Origin of the sequence: Streptomyces sp. NPDC048018, from assembly GCF_043202995.1 — a bacterium.
Taxonomy (GTDB): domain Bacteria; phylum Actinomycetota; class Actinomycetes; order Streptomycetales; family Streptomycetaceae; genus Streptomyces.
In genome coordinates, this window is sequence record NZ_JBIDBK010000008.1 from 219,260 (window position 1) to 238,205 (window position 18,946).

Annotated in this window: 16 protein-coding genes; 12 read left to right on the forward strand and 4 right to left on the reverse strand. The window is 71.2% G+C overall.

Translation table 11 applies throughout. The annotated features are described in order from the left end of the window. The first annotated feature begins 14 nt into the window (after window positions 1–14). From ACGF1Z_RS28550 to ACGF1Z_RS28580, 7 genes are all read left to right on the forward strand, one after another. Window positions 15–1,313 (forward strand): bifunctional 3,4-dihydroxy-2-butanone-4-phosphate synthase/GTP cyclohydrolase II, encoded by a 1,299-nt coding sequence (locus ACGF1Z_RS28550; protein ID WP_393008944.1) that lies wholly within the window; start codon window positions 15–17, stop codon window positions 1,311–1,313. Window positions 1,314–1,365: 52 nt separating this feature from the next. Further along, a complete protein-coding gene (gene ribH, locus ACGF1Z_RS28555) occupies window positions 1,366–1,851 on the forward strand; it encodes a 6,7-dimethyl-8-ribityllumazine synthase (protein ID WP_393008862.1) in 486 nt (161 codons plus the stop codon). Window positions 1,852–1,928: 77 nt separating this feature from the next. Further along, a complete protein-coding gene (locus tag ACGF1Z_RS28560) occupies window positions 1,929–2,201 on the forward strand; it encodes a phosphoribosyl-ATP diphosphatase (RefSeq protein ID WP_376637414.1) in 273 nt (90 codons plus the stop codon). A 56-nt stretch (window positions 2,202–2,257) separates the two neighbouring features. Beyond that, window positions 2,258–3,106: an ATP phosphoribosyltransferase gene (gene hisG, locus ACGF1Z_RS28565; RefSeq protein WP_393008864.1), complete on the forward strand. Its 849-nt coding sequence runs from the start codon at window positions 2,258–2,260 to the stop codon at window positions 3,104–3,106. A gap of 38 nt (window positions 3,107–3,144) precedes the next feature. Next, window positions 3,145–3,597 carry a PH domain-containing protein gene (locus tag ACGF1Z_RS28570; RefSeq protein WP_393008866.1) on the forward strand — a complete coding sequence of 151 codons (453 nt, stop codon included), beginning with the start codon at window positions 3,145–3,147 and terminating at the stop codon, window positions 3,595–3,597. Between the two features lie 240 nt (window positions 3,598–3,837). Next, window positions 3,838–5,178: a hemolysin family protein gene (locus tag ACGF1Z_RS28575; protein WP_393008868.1), complete on the forward strand. Its 1,341-nt coding sequence runs from the start codon at window positions 3,838–3,840 to the stop codon at window positions 5,176–5,178. Continuing rightward, window positions 5,175–6,290 carry a hemolysin family protein gene (locus ACGF1Z_RS28580; protein WP_393008870.1) on the forward strand — a complete coding sequence of 372 codons (1,116 nt, stop codon included), beginning with the start codon at window positions 5,175–5,177 and terminating at the stop codon, window positions 6,288–6,290. The genes ACGF1Z_RS28575 and ACGF1Z_RS28580 overlap by 4 nt, the downstream gene beginning before the upstream one ends. A gap of 327 nt (window positions 6,291–6,617) precedes the next feature. Here the strand turns inward: ACGF1Z_RS28580 and ACGF1Z_RS28585 are convergent, their stop codons facing one another. Together ACGF1Z_RS28585 and ACGF1Z_RS28590 are read right to left on the reverse strand one after the other, a co-directional pair. Then, a complete protein-coding gene (locus ACGF1Z_RS28585) occupies window positions 6,618–8,510 on the reverse strand; it encodes an AAA family ATPase (RefSeq protein ID WP_393008872.1) in 1,893 nt (630 codons plus the stop codon). A 305-nt stretch (window positions 8,511–8,815) separates the two neighbouring features. Next, window positions 8,816–9,445: a uridine kinase gene (locus ACGF1Z_RS28590; RefSeq protein ID WP_393008874.1), complete on the reverse strand. Its 630-nt coding sequence runs from the start codon at window positions 9,443–9,445 to the stop codon at window positions 8,816–8,818. Window positions 9,446–9,630: 185 nt separating this feature from the next. On the opposite strand from ACGF1Z_RS28590, the gene ACGF1Z_RS28595 reads away from it, so the two are divergent. The 3 genes from ACGF1Z_RS28595 (at window position 9,631) to ACGF1Z_RS28605 (ending at window position 14,104) form a co-directional block, all read left to right on the forward strand. After that, on the forward strand, window positions 9,631–11,061 hold the full coding sequence (locus tag ACGF1Z_RS28595) for a peptidase C39 family protein (RefSeq protein ID WP_393008876.1): 1,431 nt from the start codon (window positions 9,631–9,633) through the stop codon (window positions 11,059–11,061). Between the two features lie 335 nt (window positions 11,062–11,396). Next, window positions 11,397–13,409: an RNase A-like domain-containing protein gene (locus ACGF1Z_RS28600; protein ID WP_393008878.1), complete on the forward strand. Its 2,013-nt coding sequence runs from the start codon at window positions 11,397–11,399 to the stop codon at window positions 13,407–13,409. 14 nt (window positions 13,410–13,423) lie between these two features. Further along, window positions 13,424–14,104, forward strand: a complete 681-nt coding sequence (locus ACGF1Z_RS28605; RefSeq protein ID WP_393008880.1) for a hypothetical protein — start codon at window positions 13,424–13,426, stop codon at window positions 14,102–14,104. Window positions 14,105–14,654: 550 nt separating this feature from the next. On the opposite strand, the gene ACGF1Z_RS28610 is transcribed toward ACGF1Z_RS28605, so the two are convergent. Continuing rightward, window positions 14,655–16,427, reverse strand: coding sequence for a hypothetical protein (locus ACGF1Z_RS28610; protein WP_393008882.1), 1,773 nt, complete (start codon window positions 16,425–16,427; stop codon window positions 14,655–14,657). A 313-nt stretch (window positions 16,428–16,740) separates the two neighbouring features. Between ACGF1Z_RS28610 and ACGF1Z_RS28615 the strand changes: the two genes are divergently transcribed. Both ACGF1Z_RS28615 and ACGF1Z_RS28620 read left to right on the forward strand, forming a co-directional pair. Continuing rightward, window positions 16,741–17,571: a hypothetical protein gene (locus tag ACGF1Z_RS28615; protein ID WP_393008884.1), complete on the forward strand. Its 831-nt coding sequence runs from the start codon at window positions 16,741–16,743 to the stop codon at window positions 17,569–17,571. Window positions 17,572–17,652: 81 nt separating this feature from the next. Beyond that, window positions 17,653–17,994 carry a hypothetical protein gene (locus tag ACGF1Z_RS28620; protein WP_393008886.1) on the forward strand — a complete coding sequence of 114 codons (342 nt, stop codon included), beginning with the start codon at window positions 17,653–17,655 and terminating at the stop codon, window positions 17,992–17,994. Between the two features lie 470 nt (window positions 17,995–18,464). Here the strand turns inward: ACGF1Z_RS28620 and ACGF1Z_RS28625 are convergent, their stop codons facing one another. Next, window positions 18,465–18,620: a hypothetical protein gene (locus ACGF1Z_RS28625; protein ID WP_393008888.1), complete on the reverse strand. Its 156-nt coding sequence runs from the start codon at window positions 18,618–18,620 to the stop codon at window positions 18,465–18,467. Between the last annotated feature and the right edge of the window lie 326 nt (window positions 18,621–18,946).

Here is an 18,946-nt window from a genome sequence, read left to right on the forward strand (position 1 = left end):
CAACCGCCGCCGCCATGTCCGACGCGCTCCACGCCGCACCCCAGAACCGCCTGTGGGACGCCACCGACCTCGTCCTCGACCCCGTCGAGCAGGCCATCGCGGACATCGCCGCCGGCCGCCCCGTCGTCGTCGTCGACGACGAGGACCGCGAGAACGAGGGCGACCTCGTCATCGCCGCCGAGAAGGCCACCCCCGAGGTCGTCGCCTTCATGATGAGCGAATGCCGCGGCCTGATCTGCGCCCCCATGGAGGGGGACGAGCTGGAGCGCCTCCGGCTGCCGCAGATGGTGGACGACAACACCGAGTCCATGCAGACCGCCTTCACCGTCTCCGTCGACGCGAGCGCCGCCCACGGCGTCACCACCGGGATCTCCGCCGCCGACCGCGCCACCACCCTGCGCATGCTGGCCGCCGGGACCTACGAGCCCGGCGACTTCGTCCGCCCGGGCCACATCTTCCCGCTGCGCGCCAAGCCCGGCGGCGTCCTCGTCCGCAACGGGCACACCGAGGCCGCCGTCGACCTCGCCCGCCTGGCCGGACTCCGCCCGGCCGGCGCGATCGTCGAGATCGCCGGCGAGGACGGCGTCATGCTCCGGCTGCCCGAGCTCATCCCGTTCGCCCGCAAGCACGGCCTGACGATCATCTCCATCGAGGACCTGATCGCCTACCGGCGCAGCGCCGAGCCGACCGTCCGCCGCGAGGCCGAGGTCCACCTGCCCACCCGGCACGGCGACTTCACCGCGTACGGCTACCGCTCCACCGTCGACGGCGTCGAACACGTCGCCCTCGTCCACGGCGAGATCGGCGACGGCGGGGACGTCCTCGTCCGCGTCCACTCCGAGTGCCTCACCGGCGACGTCTTCCACTCGCTGCGCTGCGACTGCGGCCCCCAGCTGGAAGCCTCCATGGACCGCATCACCGAGGCCGGGCGCGGAGTCGTCGTCTACCTCCGGGGCCACGAGGGCCGCGGCATCGGCCTGCTGTCGAAGCTGCGCGCGTACGAGCTCCAGGAGCGCGGCCGCGACACCCTCGACGCCAACCTGGAGCTGGGCCTGCCCGCCGACGCCCGCGACTACGCGGCCGGCGCGCAGATCCTGGCCGACCTCGGGGTCCGCACCCTGCGGCTCATGACCAACAACCCCGACAAGATCGACGCCCTCACCCGGCACGGCCTGACCGTCGAGGGCCGCGAGCCCATGCCCGTCCAGGCTGGCGAGCACAACCTCCGCTACCTGCGCACCAAGCGGGACCGGATGGGCCACGACCTGCCCTGGCTGGAGGGCACTCCGGCCGGCACCTGCGGCAACCAGTAACCCCGTACCCCTTCATCGTCCGTATCGCGTACGTACACCGGCAAGGAGCAACATGAGCGGCAAGGGCGCACCCGTCCTCAGCGTGAAGAACTGCGGCGACCTCCGCGTCGCGGTGATCGCGGCCCAGTGGCACGAGAAGATCATGGACGGCCTCGTCGACGGCGCGCTGCGCGCGCTGAGCGAGCTCGGCATCGAGGAGCCCACCCTGCTCCGCGTCCCCGGCAGCTTCGAACTCCCGGTCGTGGCGAAGGTGCTCGCCGGGCGCGGCTACGATGCCATCGTGGCCCTCGGTGTCGTCATCCGCGGCGGGACGCCGCACTTCGAGTACGTGTGCCAGGGCGTCACCCAGGGCCTCACCCAGGTCTCGATCGACACCGGCGTACCCGTCGGATTCGGCGTGCTGACCGTCGACAACGAGGAGCAGGCCCTGGACCGGGCCGGTCTCGAAGGCTCCCGCGAGGACAAGGGCCACGAGGCCGTCACCGCCGCCGTCGCCACCGCGACCACGCTGCGGACGGTCAGCGAACCCTGGCGCTGAGTGCGCGCCCGCCCTCCGTCCCACCTGATGGAGGCGCTGAGCGCCCGGCACCTCACACCCCGTACTCTTAGGACATCATGGCGAACAAAACCTTCGAAGAGCTCTTCGCCGAGCTCAAGCTCAAGGCCGAGAACGGCGACCCGGCGACCTCCCGCACCGCGGAACTGGTCGGCAAGGGTGTCCATGCCATCGGCAAGAAGGTCGTCGAGGAGGCCGCCGAGGTCTGGATGGCCGCCGAGTACGAGGGCAAGGAAGCCGCCGCCGAGGAGATCTCGCAGCTGCTGTACCACGTCCAGGTGATGATGGTCGCCCGCGGGATCTCGCTCGACGACGTCTACGCCCACCTCTGAGCACACACCGAGCACCGAACACCCCAGCAACTCCTGAGGCAAAGGAAGCCCACCCCATGCTGCGCATCGCCGTCCCCAACAAGGGTTCTCTCTCCGGACCTGCGATGGAGATGCTCCATGAGGCGGGCTACCGGCAGCGCAAGGAGTCCAAGGAGCTCGTCACCGTCGACCCGGACAACGAGGTGGAGTTCTTCTACCTGCGTCCCAAGGACATCGCCATCTACGTGGCGTCCGGCCGGCTCGACATCGGCATCACCGGCCGCGACCTGCTCCTGGACTCCGGCGCCAACGCCGAGGAGATCCTGCCGCTGAACTTCGGCCGCTCCACCTTCCGCTACGCCACCCGGCCCGGCACCGCCAACGGTCCCGAGGACTTCCACGGGATGACGATCGCCACCTCCTACGAGGGCATCGTCGCCAAGCACCTCGCCGAGCAGGGCGTCGACGCCTCCGTGGTCCACCTCGACGGCGCCGTCGAGACCGCGATCCAGCTGGGCGTCGCCCAGATCATCGCGGACGTCGTGGAGACCGGCACCAGCCTGCGCAACGCCGGCCTGGAGGTCATCGGCGAGCCGATCCTCACCTCCGAGGCCACCGTCATCCGTCGCACCGGCGCCCCGACCGACGACCCCAAGGTCCAGCAGTTCCTGCGCCGCCTCCAGGGCGTCCTCGTCGCCCGGTCGTACGTGATGATGGACTACGACTGCCGCGCCGAGCACCTGGAGCAGGCCGTCGCCCTCACCCCCGGCCTCGAGTCGCCCACCGTCTCGCCGCTGCACAACGAGGGCTGGGTCGCCGTCCGCGCCATGGTCCCCGCCAAGGAGGCGCAGAAGGTCATGGACGACCTCTACGAGCTGGGCGCCCGCGCCATCCTCACCACGGCCATCCACGCCTGCCGCCTCTGACCCGCCGCCGCTCCGACGCACCGCCCGCTAGGAAGACCATGCCCGAGTCCACCGTTCCCGCCCTCCCGGTCACCTTCCGGCCGGTCCGCACCCGGGCCGTCCTGCTGACCGCCGGAGTGGCGATGTTCGTCGTCGTCACCACCGTCGGGATGATGCTGGAGAAGCTCGGACCGGGCGAGCGGGCCAGCTTCGTGTTCACCGCCGCGCTCTTCCTCGGCGTCCTGGTGCTGCTCGCCCGCCCCAAGGTGGTCGCCGACGAGCAGGGCGTCACGGTGGTCAACATCACGCGGACGCGCCGACTCGCCTGGGCCGAGATCCTGCGGGTCAACCTGCGCCCCGGCGACCCCTGGGTCTTCCTCGACCTGAGCGACGGCACCAGCCTCCCCGCGCTCGGCATCCAGCCGGGAATCGCCAAGCAGCAGGCCATCCAGGACGCCCGCGCGCTCCGCGGCCTCGCCGACAGCCGGGGCAGCGGAGCGGAGCGGGGCTGAGCCCGCGGCCCCCGGGACCGACCCTGATCCGTCCCCCATACGGGGCCGACCCCCTGCCCGTACCGGCACGGGCGTGACTACTCTTGTGGCGGTGGTGCCGAGCGGCGCCACCGCCTCGCGTGTGCAGGGCCGCCCGCCGGCGGCCCGCGAGGCAGCCCTTCGACCCGAGGAGTGACTCCCTCCAGCAATGGACGGATCGTCCGGTAGTACCTGCGCCGCCCCATCACCCGAGGCGGCGGCATGATCGTCTCACTTCTGCTGCTCGCCGCAGCCTTCGTCCTGATCCTCGCCAACGGATTCTTCGTGGCCGCCGAGTTCGGCCTCGTGACCGTGGAACGCGCCGACGCCGAGCGCGCCGCCGCCGAAGGCGACCGCCGGGCCCGCACCGTCGTCAGGTCGCTGCGCGAGCTGTCCTTCCAGCTCTCCGGCACCCAGCTCGGCATCACGATCACCTCGCTCGTGACCGGCATGCTCGCCGAGCCCGCCCTCGCCGGGCTGCTCCACGGACCGCTCACCGCGACCGGACTGCCCGAAGGGGCCGTCTCCGGCATCGCCGTGGCGGTGGGCATGCTGCTCGCCTCCGCCGTCCAGATGGTCGTCGGCGAGCTCGTCCCCAAGAACTGGGCGGTCTCCCGGCCGCTCCAGGTCGCCCGCTTCGTGGCCTGGCCGCAGCACGTGTTCTCCGTGCTCTTCCGGCCGGTGATCACGCTCCTGAACACCGTCGCCAACCGGCTCGTACGGTTGTTCGGCGTGGAGCCGGCCGACGAGCTCGACTCGGTCCGCACCCCGGGGGAGCTGGTCTCCCTCGCCCGGCACTCCGCCCAGGCCGGCGCCCTGGAGCAGGACACCGCCGACCTCTTCGTCCGCACCCTGTCGCTGGGCGGGCTCACCGCCGAGCAGGTCATGACCCCGAGGGTGAAGGTGAGCGCCCTGCAGTCGGACGCCACCGCGGCCGACGTCCTCAACCTCACCCGGGCCACCGGCCTGTCCCGGTTCCCCGTCTACCGCGAGCGGATCGACGAGATCGTCGGCATGGTGCACCTCAAGGACGCGCTCGCCGTCGTCCCGCAGGAGCGCCACCGGGTCCCCGTGGGCCGGATCGCCGTCCCGCCGGTGCTCGTCCCCGAGTCGCTGCCGGCCCAGGCCCTCCTGGAGCGACTGCGCCGCGAGCAGCCCATCGCGGTCGTCGTCGACGAGTACGGCGGCACCGCCGGCGTCGTCACCCTCGAGGACATCGTCGAGGAACTCGTCGGAGAGGTCCGCGACGAGCACGACACCGCAGCCGACGAGCGTCCGGAACTGGCCGCCGTGCCCTCCGAGGACGGCTCCCAGGTCTGGGAGGCCGACGGATCCTGCCGCGTGCACACCCTGCACCGGATAGGACTCGACGTGCCCGACGGCCCGTACGAGACGGTCGCCGGGCTCGTCGCCGATCTCCTCGGCCGGATCCCCGCCCCGGGCGACCGGGCCGAACTCCCCGGCTGGCGCCTCTCGGTGCGCCAGGTCGACCGCTACCGCGCCGAACGGGTGCGGATCGTGCGCACCGCCCCGGTGCCCGTCGCCGCGGAGGCGGCCCGATGAGTCTGCTTCCCCTGCTCTTCGCCGTCCTCCTGGTACTCGCCAACGGCTTCTTCGTCGGCGCCGAGTTCGCCCTCGTCTCCGTGCGCCGCAGCCAGATCGAACCGCTGGGCGGCAAGCGGGCCCGCCAGGTCCTGTACGGCCTGGAGAACCTGCCCCAGATGATGGCCGCGGCCCAGTTCGGCATCACCGTCGCCTCGCTGACCCTCGGCGCGGTCGCCGAGCCGACCGTGGCCCGGCTGCTCGAACCCGTCTTCCACGCCGTGGGCATTCCGGAGGGCCTGATCCACCCCCTCGGGTACGTGCTCGCGCTGGCCGCCGTGGTCTCCCTCCACCTGGTCATCGGCGAGATGGTCCCGAAGAACCTGGCCATGGCCGACCCCGAGCGCACGGCACTCGCGCTCGGCCCCGGGCTCGTCGGCTTCGCCCGCGTCTGCCGGCCGGTCACCAACGCCCTCGACACCTGCGCGCGCCTGGTCCTGCGGGCCTTCAGGGTCGAGCCGAAGGGAGAGGTGGAGGCCGTCTTCACCAGCGCCCAGCTCGGCCGGCTCGTCGAGGACGCGGGCCAGGCCGGTCTGCTCGACCCGGTCGAGCAGGAGCGCCTGGAGGACGCCCTGGAACTGGGCACCCGCCCCGTCACGGACGTCCTCATCCCCTCGTCCGCCCTGGTCACGGTCCCGCCGTCGGTCAGCCCGCGGGTCATCGAGGAGCTGACGGTCCGGACCGGCTATTCCCGCTTCCCGGTGCGCGGCGAGGGCCGCGGCACCTTCATGGGCTTCGTCCACGTGAAGGACGTCCTCGATCTGGAGGACCGTGAGCGGGCGGTGCCCCAGCAGATCTGGCGCCCGATGGCCACGCTGCGGGCCGAGCTGCCGCTCGACGACGCCCTGACGGTGATGCGCCGTGCCGCGACCCACCTGGCCCAGGTGTCCGACGCCTCGGGCCGGGTGCTCGGCCTGGTCGCCCTGGAAGACGTCCTGGAGATGCTGGTCGGCGAGGTCCGAGACCCCGCCCACCGGCTCGCCCCGGCGCCGCGGCCGGAACGGCGGGCGGGGATGGCGCCGGCGGAGTCGGTGTCGAAGGGGACGGCACCGGCGGAGGCGCTGACGGGCTGAGCGGACCCGGGGCCGGGGGTCCGGGGCCGCGGATGCCGGGCCGGGGGTCCGGGGCCGGGGGTTTCTGCGGGCCGCGGTCGGGGCGGATGCCCCGGGGGTCGGCGGGTTTCTGCGGGCTGCGGGCTGCGGGCTGCGGTCGGGGTCGGAGGCCTCGTGGCCTCCGCGGGCCCGGGGCCCGGGCGCCCGGGGGTTTCTGCGGGCCGCGGGTCACGGTCGGATGCCCGGAGGTATCGGGCGGCCGCCGCGGGCCGGGGGCAGAGGCCCGGGGGTTTCTGCGGGCCGCGGTCCGGGGCGGCGGCCCGCGGCGGCCGGAGGTCGGGGGAGGGGTCAGAGGCCCGGGGGTTCCTGCGGGCCGCGGTTCGCAGGTCCGCGGCCCGACAGGACCTCGCCGTAGGCCTGCATGAGGTCCGGCAGCCGCAGGGTGGCGAGGTCCTCGCGGCCCGGAGTGTGCGGATAGCCGGAGAGCCGCAGGTCGCGGTAGGCGCAGGACTTCTCGTACAGGGTGCGCAGGAAGCGCCCGTTGCCGAGCTCGTCGATCCAGCCCTGGTCGACCACGTGCGCGCTGATCGAGCGCAGCTCGTCCAGGGCCTCCTCGTCCCAGCCGTCACCGTTCGCGGCGGCGAGGACCTCGCCGATCGCGGTGAGTTCGAGCGGGCGGTACGAGGGGAAGTCGACGCGGGTGGTGAAGCGGGACGACAAGCCGGGGTTGGTGGCGAGCAGCCGGTCCATGCCCTCGGGGTAGCCGGCCAGGATGACGACCAGGTGGTCGCGGTTGTCCTCGGCGCGCTTGAGGAGGACCTGGAGGGCCTCGTCGCCGTAGGCGTCGCCCTTGCTGTAGCCGCTGTTGGACAGCGAGTAGGCCTCGTCGACGAAGAGCACCCCGCCGACCGCCGAGTCGATCAGCTCGTTCGCCTTCACGGCGGTCTGCCCCAGGAACTCGCCGACCAGGTCGGCCCGCTGGGCCTCCACGAGATGGTCGCCGCCGAGCAGCCCGAGGGCGTAGAAGACCCGGCCGAGGATGCGGGCGACCGTGGTCTTCCCGGTGCCCGAGGGGCCGGAGAAGACGAAGTGCCGTTTCGGCGGCTGCACGGGAAGGCCCTGTCCGGCGCGCAGCCGGGCCATCTCCAGCTGCGCCGACAGGGCCTTGACCTGGCGTTTGACCGGCTCCATGCCGACCATCCGCTCCAGCTCCGCGAGCGCCTCCGCCAGCAGGGCCGGGTCCGTGGGCCCGGCCGGGAAGCGGGGCGGCGCCGGCTGGGCCGGGACCGCCGCCTTCTGGCGGACGAACTCGGGGGGCTCCGGCGCTGCGGGCGGCGCCACCGCCCCGGGCTTGACCAGCAGCCCCTCGCCGGCCGCGCCGTCCGGATCGAGCCGCTCCCCGTCGACCGCGTCCTGGCCGCCGAGACCCCCGTACAGGGCGGGGGCCAGTCCGACCGGGTCGTCCGGGCCCTCGAAGCCGTCGTACTCGGCGATGGTGGCGAGCCGCGCCGCCGTGTCCATGAACGCCGGGTCGATCCGGTGCACCGCCCGGTAGAGCGGCAGCGCGGCGGCGGTGCGGCCGGTGCCCTCGTGCGCCCGGGCCAGCCAGTAGCGCAGTTCCTTGCGCTGCGGCTGCTCGCTGCGGCAGCGCATGAGGGCCGCGGCCAGGAGCGGCTCGGCCTGCCCGTACATCTCCAGCCGTACCCGGGCCATGCCGCCGAAGAGCCCCGCCTCGATGCCGAGGAGCGGGTCGTCGACCAGCGGCTCCGTGTGGCGGACCAGCTGGTCCCAGTCCTTGACCAGGTACGAGCGGCACGCGTGCAGGAAGCGGACCTGCGGATCGGCGTCGACGGGCGGGAGTCCGGCGAGCGCCCGGTCGAGCTCGGGCACATGGCGCCCGTCGAGCCAGTGCGAGGCGTGCGCGAGAAGCAGGTCCCGCGGGCTCTCGAGCACCGGTTGCACCCACCAGCCCAGCCAGTACCAGGAGTTGAGGGTCCTCCGGTGCCGGGTGCGCTGCTCGCCGAAGCGCTCGCGATTGCGGTACATCCGCAGCAGCGCGGTCGTGGTGTCGACCCGCAGCGCGTGCAGGCCGAGCCAGCCGTCGGCCATGCCGGGGTCGATGCGCACCGCAGTCCGGAACTCCTCCTCGGCCTGCGGATAGGCGCCCATCGTGTAGGCGTCGATTCCCCGCAGCCAGGCGAGCTCGGCGGGGGCATGCGTGCCCTGTGTGCCGAAGTCCATCAGGTCCCCCACAACCGTCTACACGTGGACGGGAATTGACCGCACCGGGGGCATCGTACCTGCGCAGGGGGTGCGTGATGGGGGAGAAGAAGCCGATCGGCCGTGATCGACGCGATCCGGCGCAGGCTCACCCTCGGTGACCCTCGGTGAGCGTAGGGGCAGAACGAAGCCCCCGATCACGGGGGAACAACCGGGGGCTTCGCGTCCGCGGCGACTCCGGAGAGCCGCACATTCAGAACGTAAGACCTGTACGCCCCTTGGGTCAAGCCGAGTTGAGGCACTTGCGGAAGCGGAGTTCCGGCCACTCAGTTTGCGGCCGGGGAGTCGTCACATTGGGTGATGATCTGGTTCGGGCCTGCTGTCACACGGGGTCCGGTCAGCCACGCGTACCCCTCGCCGCGCTCCTTCACCAGGGCGTCGGCGAACGGGCGCGAGGGATCGGCCGAGAAATGGCGAGTCTCCGCCACCGTCCATCCGTCCCAGAAGGCGGAGAGGTCCGGCCCGTCCCGGCGACGGCCACGCGCCCAGGACGCCTCGGGACCGCGCTCCATCCACAGGAGCCCCGCCAGGAAGGGCCGCAGCTCCCGCCGCCCGGCCCCCACGCCCTCCACGAGCACCACGGGTGCCGGCTCCAGCGGCCTCGCCGGACCGAAGGCGCGCCGATTCCAGTCGTACGGGTGGTACGACGCCGTCTCACCCCGGGAGAGCGGCCCGATCACCTCGGCGAGCATCCGGCCCGTCCACGCGAAGAGCTCCTCGTGCGTGGCGAGGTCGTCGAGATGGAGGACCGGGGCGCCGCCCAGGGCGCCCGAGAGCCGTTCGGCGAGCGTGGACTTGCCCGAGCCCGCGTGCCCGTCGACCGCGACGAGCCGTACCGGGCCGCAGGAGGGCGGCAGCCGGCGCAGAGCGGTGGCCACGCGGTCGAGATCCTTCATGGGCCCAGGGTAGGGGACCGCGTCGTGATGGCCCGCCGCAGGTCAGCGCGGCGGGTAGCGCCACTGGTGGAGACCAATATTGCTCGGGCGGCACGCGTCGAATCGCTGGCAGAAGGCGTCCGCGAGCCGCGATAGTGGGCGCGCAGCCCGTCCCTTCGCCACCACCGACTGGAGGGTCACCGCCCATGCCCCCTGCCACCCCGCGCAGAACCGTCCTCGCCGCGGCCCTCGCGGCGGCCGCGGGAACGACCGCGACCGCCGCGACCGTCACCGCCGCCTCCGCGACGCCCGGATCCGCCGCGCCCGGCACCGCCGCCGAGGCGTGCGCCGCCACCGCGGCCGAGGCCTGCGCCGCCGACACCGGGCGCGGCCACGCGCCGGCGCCCGGGCTCGTCGACAACCGTTTCTGGAGCACGTACACCGACTGGCGCTGCGGCACCGCCGCCGGCACCCGGGCGGTCGCCGGCCACCGCCCCGGTCTGGTCGTCGACACCCCCGTGGGCCGCACCGACTACACCGACCCGCACACCGGCCGGACGAGCACCTGGGAGTACGCGACCTGGACCTCGCCCACCCACACCTCCACGGTCCCGGCGACCGAGGTCATCGCCTCCTGGAACGCCCACACCCCGCCCGGCACCTGGCTCCAGGTCGAGCTGCGCGGCACCTACAACGACGGCACCGACACCCCCTGGTTCGTCATGGGCCGCTGGGCGGCCGGCGACACCGACATCCGCCGCACATCGGTCGACGACCAGAGCGACGGCAAGGCCTCCGTCTGGACCGACACCTTCGCCGTCGACGACGCGGCGAGCGGTCTCCGCCTCCTCTCGTACCGCCTGCGCCTCACCCTCCACCGCGAGCCCGGTACGACGCTGACCCCCGTCGTCCGGCGCGTCGGCGCCATGGCCTCCGACATCCCGGACCGCTTCACCGTGCCCGCCTCCGAGCCCGGGCTCGACCACGAGCTGATCGTCCCGCGCTACTCGCAGAACGTCCACGTCGGCCAGTACCCCGAGTACGACAACGGCGGCGAGGCCTGGTGCAGCCCCACCTCCTCGCAGATGATCGTCGAGTACTGGGGACGCGTCCCCACGACCGCGGACCTGGCCTGGGTGAACCCGGACTTCGCCGACCCCCAGGTCTGCCACGCGGCCCGCCACACCTACGACTACCAGTACGAGGGCTGCGGCAACTGGCCCTTCAACGCCGCCTACGCCGCGACCTACCCGGACCTGAACGCGGTGGTCACCCGGCTGCGCTCCCTCACGGACCTGGAGACCCTGATCCGGGCCGGCATCCCGGCCATAACGTCCCAGTCCTTCCGCAAGGAGGAGCTGACGGGCGCCGGCTACGGCACCTCCGGCCACCTGATGGCGGTCATCGGCTTCACGGCCTCGGGCGACGTGATCGCCAACGACCCCGCCTCGCCCAGCAACCCGGCCGTCCGCCGGGTCTACCGACGGCGCGAATGGGAGAACATCTGGCTCCGCACCAAGCGCTACGATGCGAACGGCAAGGTCAGAAGCGGTACGGGCGGTGTCTGCTACCTGTACTGGCCGGCCAAGCCGACACCGGGCCAGCACCGCGCACTGCAGGCGCTCGGCCTGGCGTGACCATGCACGGCCCCACGGCCCCACGGCCGCCTCGACGACCTGACGGCAGCGCTCCTGCCCGTCCTGCGTGAGGCGGCCGGACCGGTCTACCGCGACCTTGACCGACCGATGTCCGAGCCGGCGAGACACCTCGTGAACGGACACTCCGTTGGTCAGGGCCACGGTGACCCTCCGAGGCCCTCGTTCTCTCCCCGAAGGCCGAATGATCATGACCTGCGGTAACGGTCTACCCTCGGCCGCGACCACGTGCGCCGCGTCATGCGCACGGCATTGACGGCAGCGGATTCGCTGCCAGGGGGAGCGCGGGCCCAGGGGGTCGGCGCCGTAAGGAACGCATGTATCAGCACATCAAACAGAAGATCGTCACGCTCGTCACCGTCCTGTGCCTGACCGTCGTCGGCGGCGCGGGGACCGCGGCGGCGGCCGCGCAGGCCGAGCGGGAACCTACGCTGCTGGAGATCGCGGCACGGATCTCGCAGTACTCCAAGTGCGGTGAGAAGCCGCTCCTGGAGCGGCCGAAGTGCTACAAGGAGTTCGCGCTCACGTCTGTCAAGATCGGCGTCGGCGTGGGGCTCTATCTCTACATCTCACAGAAGGCGATGCGGGACGGGGGCGCGTCCTTCGTCCAGTTGAACAAGGAACTCCGGGCGCTCGACAGCCTTCAGCCGCTTGCCCTGCTGGATCCGGACAAGGAGACGGATCCCGAGAAGAAGAGGCAGGTCTTCGAGCAGACGGTCAAGGCGCTCAAGGCGGCCAAGCCGCACATGGACAGGCTCCGCACCAACCTGGTGGAGGCCTCGCGGCTCCTGGGCGATCACAACGACTCCGTCCTGGCCCTCGTCCTGCTCACCCTCTCCGCCCCGGAGTACCACCAGCCACCCAGGCCCGACCTGCCGGACTACAAGGGGCCGACCCTTGACATCGCCGGCTTCTTCAAGGACATCAACAAGGCCCTCGACCAGACCATCGAAGGCCTGGATCAGATGAACGCCGGCCTCGACCAGATGAACGACGCGATGGTCGACGTCAACCGGGGGATCGACCAGGTCAACAAGGGCCTGAACCAGGCCAACAAGGGCATGAAGGAGCTCAACAAGGGCGTCGGCCAGGCCAACAAGGGCATGGAGCAGACGAAGAAGGCGGTCTCCGACCTCAACAAGGCGACGGACCGCCTCCACGAACTGCCGGACATCGACTTCGACTTCTCGAAGATCGCCGACAACATCGGCGCGAACAGCATGTCACCCGAGGAGCTCGCCGCCCAGGAGCGCCGGATGTCCTTGCTGCTCGACCTGCTGCCCGGCATCGGGGACGGCAAGGGCATCCTGGACGCCCTCACCGGCAAGGACTCCGGCACGGGCGAGCAGTTGAGCACCACGGACCGGATCCTGGGCTCGCTCGCGTTGTTGCGCTGGCTCAAGACCGGCGGCAAGCTCATCCCCGACGACATCCGCGCCGCCCGCAAGGCCGACGACATCTTCGCGTGCAACAGCTTCCCGGCGGGCACGCGGGTCCTGATGGCGAACGGTTCACACCGGCCGATCCAGGACATCCGGGATGGTGACCTGGTCCTGGCGACCGAAGCCGGCGGTGACGCGGAGCCGACCGAGCCCCGGCCGGTCCTTTCGGTGCCGTTCACCTCTTCCCTGACGGACAAGACGTTCGTACGCCTCACGGTCGCCGGGGACGACGGCACGGAGTCGTCCGTCACATCCACCGAGGGCCACCGGTACTGGCTGCCCGAGCGCCAGTCCTGGGTGCCCGCCGGCACCTTGGCCGCGGGCGACCGTCTGCGGACGCCGGAGGGCGCGCAGGTCCTGGTGACCGCGACGGCCCGATACGCCGGCCACCAGGACACGTACGACCTCGACGTCAGCGGGATCGACAGCTACTACGTGCAGGTCGGCACCGAGGACGTCCTCGTCCACAACTGCACCGACCTGGGACGTGCCCAGCGACTCTTCCCGGGCGTCGCCCACACGCTGGACGAGCACGTCGACGTGGATCTGGACGACATGAAGAAGTTGGCGATCAAGAAGACCAACAAGGTCGGCAGGCCTACCCCCAGCTCGCGGTGGTCGAGCGCGGACCTGGCCCAGAAGGCGGTCAACCAGCTCGTCGACGAGAACAAGGCCCGCATCGAGAAGTGGGTACGGGACTCCGGCAAGCCCGGAAAGCCCCAGCAGCTCACGCTGACCGGGACGTACGGGACCGGATCGCTCGGCGACAGCGTCGACCACCTCGGCAACCACACGAAGACGACGAGCAACCGCTTCTCCGTGACCCTGGCCGTCAAGCAGGGGCACAAGCCCGGCGGCTTCTACGTCCTGACCGCCTACCCGCTGTAAGGAGGAGTATTTCCGTGCACAACCCCGAAGCTCAGCACGAGTGGATGGACTTCGATTTCGGTGTCACCGCGCTGGGGGCCTCCTTCCACGGGGACTGGGTCCTTGACGCCGAGGACGAACTGGACCACGTCCGGGCGTACCTCGGCGCCCCGGAGGGCGACCCCACGGGCCTCACCCTCCTCATCGAGGACATCCTGCGGCTGCGGGACTCCGGCCTTGACGGCGAGGAGCTCAACCTACTGTGGAGGGCCACGGACCCGCCGCTCGGCGGGTCGCCGGAGATCCGGGGCGCCGAGCGCGCGTGGCTGGAGAGGCTCCTCGGTGTGGCTGTTCCCCTCGCGCGTTCGAGTGGCGCGTCGGAGGCCGGCTGCTCCTCGTACCCCGCGTGCGGGGCGGGCGGGCCGAGTGCGGTGGCGGTGGAGCATCGGCGGCTGGCGGCCGAGGTGGTGGAGCTGGTCGGGATCCTCGACCAGCGGCCGGACCGAAGCCACGTGCCGCTGGAACCGACGCGGGACGCACTGGTGCGCTGCGCCGAGACGGTGTGCTCGGAGCTGGCGTTCCGTTTCCTGTTGAGGGCCGCCGACGAGCTCTGCTCGCGCCTGTCGCCCGAGACGTACGGGCGCCTCGAGCGGCTCGGCGCGGCATTCGGGTACGGTCCGCACGTCGTCGACGCGGTTCGCTATCTCGTGGCCTGACCTGGAGCGTGCCAGCCGGTCAACGGGCGGGTGGGCGAAGGGGTCCCGCCCGCCCGTTGCTTTGGCACCCGGGTCGTCGGAACCGGGGCAGTGGTGGACCGGGGCGCAGCGGACGAAGACGCCGTGTACGCCTCGAGGCATGGGACGTTGGGCGGCATCACCGAGGAACAAAGGTGGACGCGGAGGGTAGACGGCGCCATCAGGTGACCTCTGCGATGTGCCCGGCGCGGTGAGCGTGGGGCAGACGGGTTGACGGCGAAGTACAGCTGGCACACCTGCCACGGCTCAGGGGATGCGAACTGCTTGGGCGGTTGGCCACTGAAACCGGTCGGAACTCCGTTGCCGGATCGTGACCACGCGGGCTGGGCTTGTCCAGAAAGCCTGTACGAACGAACCGGCTCGCGATCTACCGTGCGGTAGTACAGGGCTCAAGGGAGATCCGTACCACCCGGACTCTGTCGCAGGGCGTAGTGCGCAGAATCAGGAGCACTACCTCGGATCGGCCCAGGATCGCGCAGCGAACCTGGTTTACAACGGGACAGCTCCGGGCCTACGCGTCATCGCAGGCCGGGGTGTCGGAGCCAGTCGGTTTCGTGCCGTTCGTGCCGGTGCTCTCGCTCTTCCTGCCCGCCTCGGTGAGGGCATAGCGCCGTTGTTGAAGCTCAGCGCGTTCAACGTCCGGGATCGTCATCGACTCGGCGAGCACGGCGGCGAGCGCGTCCACGTGAGCGTGGTCGATGTCGGCGTGGAAGAGCCACCGGATGTTCTCGTCGCGTGTGATGAGGTCGACGGCCAAACGCGCGCTTCTGTCCTGTGCGGTCGCTGCCCGTACGTATCGCACCTGGTCGATCGGGATGTCCTGAACGATCTCGCCCTGATCGAGGAACGTGTTCGTCCTGGCTGTGATGACGCGCCGATTCGTGACGGCGACCAGGGTCTTCGCCGCGGCCTTGTCCCTTGCCGCCGCCAACTTCTCCTTCGCTCCGCTGAAGATCGCGGATATGGGACCGAGGGCATCGAGCTGTTCGGGGAAGCCGAGGACGCGGAGGGTCTCGCCGTCCGTGAGGAACCATCGCAGGATGGGGAGGTACGGCGCGAGATCTAGCGTTTCGGGCGCGCAGACGACGCTCGGAGCATGGAGCGGAGGGGCCGGCGGACGGAGAGCGTCGGCGAGAGGCGCGATCGCTTCCAGCAGGCGTGCGGAGGTTTCACGGGCCGTCTTCACGTCCTTGCGCTTACCCGGCAGCGGCCATGTGTCGGGTCCGGGCAGCTCGGCGGTGATCCGCAGTTCCCGCGTCAGCGAGTCGACGAGGCTTGTCGACTCGGCGAGCGTGGAGTCGAACTCCGCGCGGGTGTCGCGCGCGATGACCTCGGCGTACTGCGCCTCGGCGGCGTCCTCGCGCCCGGCGGCTCTCGCTCTCGCGGCGCGAAGCGCGTGATATCCGGTCCACGCCTTGAGGGAGGACAACAGGGCGTAGGCGTCGAAGGCGATGGCCTCGGCGTTCGTCTGCAGGTACTCACGGTGGCTGCGTGCTTCGGCCCGACCGATCTGCCGGACGTGGTCGCGGACGTTCCCCTGGTAGAGCTCAAGCTGTTTCTGCAGCAGCGCTCCGCTGCCCGCGACGTCCTCCCACAAGGACGTCGGGACCGATTCGATCTCTCGCGCCTGGTCGACCGCGCGATCGATGGCGGCGACGAGCCCGGTCAGTTCGGCCCACTGATCCTTGCGGATGTCGGTGAGGACCTGGCGTGTCATCGCGAGGTTGGACCTGACGAGGCCCGAGACCTCACTCAGCATCATCTGAAGGGCGACCATGGCCAGCGCCGGCCCGATCAAGGCCGCGGTCTGCGCCTTGCTCACTGCGTTCACGGAGTAGAAGCGGGCCTGATGCAAGAAGCCGCCGGGGCCCATCACTGTGCCGAGGTTCCCGCCGTCCTTGACGGCGAGTGTCGCACCGCTCTTCAACAGGGCCTGCGCCGTGTCGCCGATCCTGTAGAGCCCCTGCACGCTGGCGAACGCGTTTCCGAGGTTGCCTGCCAAGGTCGCCGCGTTACCGATCGAGGCGAGGATCGCTGAGATCTGCTTGCGGTCGACGGCCGGCACGATCCCGAAGTCGATCAGATCAGGCTTCAGCTCCGGCGGGACCTCACCGGCGACGACAGCCACCCCCGGGAGCACCTCCACCAGGACCGTCGACGCCGTCGTCGTCGAGTCGACGTCCGAGTTCGACGTCGGACCGTCGACAGCAGGTGAGTCGGCCGTATCGCTCCGGCCGTTCTCCCCCGGATCGGCGGTCTCCTTCGACTCCGAAGGCTCCTGCATGCGATCTCCTCCCCGTGACGGCGCTCGACGGTCAGACGCCGGCGGCGCTCGCTGCCGAATCCTACGGCTCGACGTCCCGCGGTTCGGCCCGAATCCACCAGGTTGGTTCCGGACTGACTGGTTCCGGGCGCGGGTGCGTCCGGCGGCGCTGAACGAGTCCCAGCAGAGCCGTCGGCAGCGATTCCAGCTCCCGCCCTCCCGCTCACGGGTTGGGCGGCATCAAGCCGGGTGCGACGGGTACGCTCGCCATCACCGATGGGGGAGCGGGCCGGCTCAGGGGTGGGCGGCGGCGCGAGGAGAACCGGGGGTAGCCATGTCCGTGGTCATGTGTCCACTGTGCAGTGACGACGAGGACATCGAGGTGCGCGCGACGCTCGACGGCGGACGCCGGACGGTCCGACACCGATGTGGCTTCGAGTGGGAGCATCGCGAGCCCTCGGCCCCGCAGAGGCAGACGGCCCGCTCCTTCGAGGTCCTCAGGGCACGATTCCCGAAGCCCGAGGACGTCGACCCCGAGCGGTTGGAGCGTGTGGCCCGGCTCAAGGCGCAGTATCTCGCGGTCAAGCCGGACTTCGACCCACGAGTAGCCGCCTACTGGTCCAAGTACCAGGAGGTGTTCGCCCCCGACGGACTGTGGACGTGCGACCCACAGGTGCTCAAGGACTTCGCCAACTCCGAGATCGGCGCGCGGCCCGGGAACCAGGCCACGTTCAATTCCGCGTGGAACGACATGGGCGATGCGGCGGCAGCCGAGGCGACCCGCTCCACGATCGGATACCTCCTGTACGGGCCTGACGAGGTCCCCTTGGAGGACCGGTTCCAGCAACTGCTCGACGGCTCGCAGCCGTTCGCCATGACCGGCTTCAAGGAAGCACTCCTCACCAAGGTTCTGTGCGTGGTGTATCCCGAGCGGTTCCTCACGATCCTCAAGTACATGACAGACGCGGGTGGCAAGCGCGAGATCGCGCGCCTGGTCTACGGCCTGGAGCTTCCGGCACCCGAGTCGGTGAGCTGGACCCGCGGGCGCCTCATTCTCTGGAGCAACGATCTCCTTCGCACCCTCGTCGGGGACGGGTTCGCCAACCAGCAGCACTCGGCCGCGTTCCTGTGGTGGGCCAAGGACCGAGTCGAGCGGAGCGGGTGACCGAGGAGCCGCCCGCCGCCGCGGGTGGAGCGGGCATCGCGCCTCTTGGCAGGCTCAAGAACCGTTCTCATCCGTGGGGGGATGATGGGCAAGTACAACTGCCGGCAGTGCGGGAAGGTCGTCCCCTTGCGTATCGGCATCCCGTACACGCAGGTGATGGCTGACCACTACGAGCAGGCGGGGCACCGCCGTGCCCGTCCGGGACGCAATGCCGCGCCGGGCACGGTGGGGCAGCCGCGCACCGGATGCGCCTTGGCCGCAGTCGCCCTCCTGATCACCGCCGTCGTGTCACTCATCGCCTCGACGAACGAGAACCCCGCTCCTTCCGCTCCGAAGCCCACGATGGAGATCCGGGACCCTGCGTACTCCCACAGCCTCTGCGAAGGCCGCGACTACCAGGTCTACGACGACTGCGCCTACTGAGGGGCCGAGGGCGGCGGTGGCGAACGCGAGGGCGGCGCAGAGGCCGGTCACCTCGTGGAGGGTCGGCCGGACCAGGCGCGGCCAGTCGTCCGGGGCGGACGGCCGGGAGGCGAGGTGTACCTCTGCGGTGGCCATGCCCAGGTGGGTGCTGACGTTCCACCCGGCGCGGGAAGGGGCTCCCAGTGGAGCCGGAGGCGACCGAAGGTGAGCTTCGGAGCTTCGTCGGTGAGCCAGGTGACGTCGAGCCGGCCGTCGTACCGGGGGGCCCGGACCCTCGACCCCCAGCAGGTCGCCGCCAGGTACGCCGACGCGGCCGCGGTCGACCGGGGTATCCCGTCGCAGGCTTCTCGCGGAGCGGTGGCGGGGATGCTGTAGTGCTCGGGCAGCGCGCCGGCCGGGATGGTAGCCGAAGTCGGTCCCGTCCCCGTCGGCGGTGCAGCCGCCCGCCACGCCGCCTTTCAGGATGGACTTCACCTGGTCGGCGACCGCCGCGCTTCCACGGACTGCGCGCCGTCGGTAGGGCAGGAGGCCGAAGCGGTCCCGGCGCCGAAGGTGAGGGCCGGCACGACCAGCAGCATCGAGCCGGCCGTGAACAGTCCGACGACGCCCTTCGTGGTCTTCTTCATCGCCGTCGCCGTTCACCGAGGCGGCGGGGCCGGCCGGGTGACGGCGTCGGGTGGGTGCAGGGGTATCAGGACATCCTGCATCGCAGCGGCTCATCGGTGTTCGTAGGAGGCGCGGTGCCGGCTTCTCGTGCAGAGCCGCCGGCACCGCGCCGATGTGCATCCGCCTCTCTGGCGGGCCCGGAGGCAGGGGAGTTGGGGGCACCCGGACGCCGGTCTCAGGTCACGAGCGGCAGCCGGCCGCGCTCGTCATCTCAGGCAGAAGCGGCGCTAGCCCCCAGGTGAAGGTTTGTCGGTGCCGGGCAGGACGCCCAGGGAGGCGCCGCTCC

What these genes read in the sequence shown, in the direction of transcription:
- ACGF1Z_RS28550 (WP_393008944.1), top strand. Translation starts at nt 15, where the DNA reads ATGTCCGACGCGCTCCACGCCGCACCCCAGAACCGCCTGTGGGACGCC.
- ribH (WP_393008862.1), top strand. Translation starts at nt 1,366, where the DNA reads ATGAGCGGCAAGGGCGCACCCGTCCTCAGCGTGAAGAACTGCGGCGAC.
- ACGF1Z_RS28560 (WP_376637414.1), top strand. Translation starts at nt 1,929, where the DNA reads ATGGCGAACAAAACCTTCGAAGAGCTCTTCGCCGAGCTCAAGCTCAAG.
- hisG (WP_393008864.1), top strand. Translation starts at nt 2,258, where the DNA reads ATGCTGCGCATCGCCGTCCCCAACAAGGGTTCTCTCTCCGGACCTGCG.
- ACGF1Z_RS28570 (WP_393008866.1), top strand. Translation starts at nt 3,145, where the DNA reads ATGCCCGAGTCCACCGTTCCCGCCCTCCCGGTCACCTTCCGGCCGGTC.
- ACGF1Z_RS28575 (WP_393008868.1), top strand. Translation starts at nt 3,838, where the DNA reads ATGATCGTCTCACTTCTGCTGCTCGCCGCAGCCTTCGTCCTGATCCTC.
- ACGF1Z_RS28580 (WP_393008870.1), top strand. Translation starts at nt 5,175, where the DNA reads ATGAGTCTGCTTCCCCTGCTCTTCGCCGTCCTCCTGGTACTCGCCAAC.
- ACGF1Z_RS28585 (WP_393008872.1), bottom strand. Translation starts at nt 8,510, where the DNA reads ATGGACTTCGGCACACAGGGCACGCATGCCCCCGCCGAGCTCGCCTGG.
- ACGF1Z_RS28590 (WP_393008874.1), bottom strand. Translation starts at nt 9,445, where the DNA reads ATGAAGGATCTCGACCGCGTGGCCACCGCTCTGCGCCGGCTGCCGCCC.
- ACGF1Z_RS28595 (WP_393008876.1), top strand. Translation starts at nt 9,631, where the DNA reads ATGCCCCCTGCCACCCCGCGCAGAACCGTCCTCGCCGCGGCCCTCGCG.
- ACGF1Z_RS28600 (WP_393008878.1), top strand. Translation starts at nt 11,397, where the DNA reads ATGTATCAGCACATCAAACAGAAGATCGTCACGCTCGTCACCGTCCTG.
- ACGF1Z_RS28610 (WP_393008882.1), bottom strand. Translation starts at nt 16,427, where the DNA reads ATGCAGGAGCCTTCGGAGTCGAAGGAGACCGCCGATCCGGGGGAGAAC.
- ACGF1Z_RS28615 (WP_393008884.1), top strand. Translation starts at nt 16,741, where the DNA reads ATGTCCGTGGTCATGTGTCCACTGTGCAGTGACGACGAGGACATCGAG.
- ACGF1Z_RS28620 (WP_393008886.1), top strand. Translation starts at nt 17,653, where the DNA reads ATGATGGGCAAGTACAACTGCCGGCAGTGCGGGAAGGTCGTCCCCTTG.
- ACGF1Z_RS28625 (WP_393008888.1), bottom strand. Translation starts at nt 18,620, where the DNA reads ATGAAGAAGACCACGAAGGGCGTCGTCGGACTGTTCACGGCCGGCTCG.